Annotated in this window: 2 protein-coding genes; one reads left to right on the top strand and one right to left on the bottom strand. The window is 66.9% G+C overall.

From position 1 onward, the window contains the following. On the top strand, positions 1–878 hold an 878-nt coding region (locus MFF42_RS26145; RefSeq protein WP_238258865.1), incomplete at its 5' end, for a GMC family oxidoreductase. 93 nt (positions 879–971) lie between these two features. Here the strand turns inward: MFF42_RS26145 and MFF42_RS26150 are convergent. After that, positions 972–1443 (bottom strand): SDR family NAD(P)-dependent oxidoreductase (locus MFF42_RS26150; RefSeq protein ID WP_238258866.1); only part of this gene is annotated, 472 nt, incomplete at its 5' end.

Genomic DNA, 1443 nt, shown 5'->3' on the forward strand with positions numbered 1-1443 from the left:
CGACCCTGCGGCGGGTCCTGATCGAGGATCGGCGCGCGGTCGGTGTCGAAGTGATGCGGGCCGGGCAAGTCCTCGAGATCAGAGCTCGGGCCGAGGTCGTGCTGTCGCTGGGCGCAATCCAGACGCCCAAGGTTCTGATGCATTCAGGCATCGGGGATCATGCGGAGCTGACCCGCTTCGGGATCCCGGTGGTGCAGCACCTGCCGGGCGTCGGGCAGAACTTTCAGGATCACGTCTCGTTCGGATGTATCTGGGATTATGCCGAGCCGATCGCCCCGCGTAACAGCGGCAGCGAGGCCACCCTGTACTGGAAGAGCCGCCCCGAGCTCGACGCGCCGGACGTTCTGTTCTGTCAGGTCGAATTTCCCGTGCCGAGCGATCGGACCGCTTCGCGCGGTGTGCCGGCGCATGGCTGGACGATGTTCGCCGGTCTCGCCCATCCGGCCAGTCGCGGCCGGCTTCGTCTGACGAGCACCGATCCGTCGGCGCCGCTGGCCATTGATGCCAACATGATGTCCGATCCCGCGGACATGAAGACCGCCATCGCCTGCGTGGATCTCTGCCGAGAGCTGGGCAACGCCCGGGCGTTTCGGCCGCATGTCCGCGCCGAGGCCATGCCGGGCGACATCAAGGGCGAGGCGCTCCAAGACTTCATCCGCGATGCATCGGTCACCTACTGGCACCAGAGCTGTACGGCCAAGATGGGCCGCGATGCCATGTCGGTGGTCGACGCCTCGCTGAAGGTTTACGGGATCGACGCTCTGCGCATCGCCGATGCCTCGATCATGCCGCGCGTGACGGCGGGAAACACCCAGGCGCCCTGCACCGTCATCGGAGAGCGGGCGGCCCAGATGATCTGCCAGGCTTACGACCTGTAATCACAGTGCCTCGCCGGTCACGCGCAGCGTGCATGCTGGCCGGCCGGACATGGGTTCAGCCGGCCCCCGCAAGGGCATAGGGGCGCTCGACGGTCAAGCGTTCGCGCCACCGTCGACAGTGAACCCCGTGCCGTTCACCGACCGCGCCTCCGGGCTCGCGAGGAAGGCGTAGAGCGCAGCCACGTCCTCGACCCGACCATACTCCCTGATCGCCATCCGCTGTCGTTGCGCCTCCGCATGGGGGCCGGTGGCAGGGTTCATGTCGGTGTTGGTCGAGCCCGGATGCACCAAGTTTACGGTAATTCCGCGCGGGCCTAGATCGCGGGCGAAGCCCTTGGTCAGCGCGACAAGGGCGGACTTGCTGGCGGAATAGAGCGCCATCCCGGCCTCGGGCACGCGGTCGGCGAGATTGCTACCGGTCGTGATGATGCGGCCGCCCTCGGACATGTGCGGCAGCGCCGCCTGCGTCGCCAGGATCACCGCCCGCACGTTCACCGCCAGCATCGTATCGATGTCGTCGAGCGTGATCTCCTCGACCGAGCCGTAGCGGATGATGCCAGCATTG

Source organism: Methylorubrum podarium (genome assembly GCF_022179745.1).
In the GTDB taxonomy this organism is placed as follows: Bacteria; Pseudomonadota; Alphaproteobacteria; order Rhizobiales; family Beijerinckiaceae; genus Methylobacterium; species Methylobacterium podarium.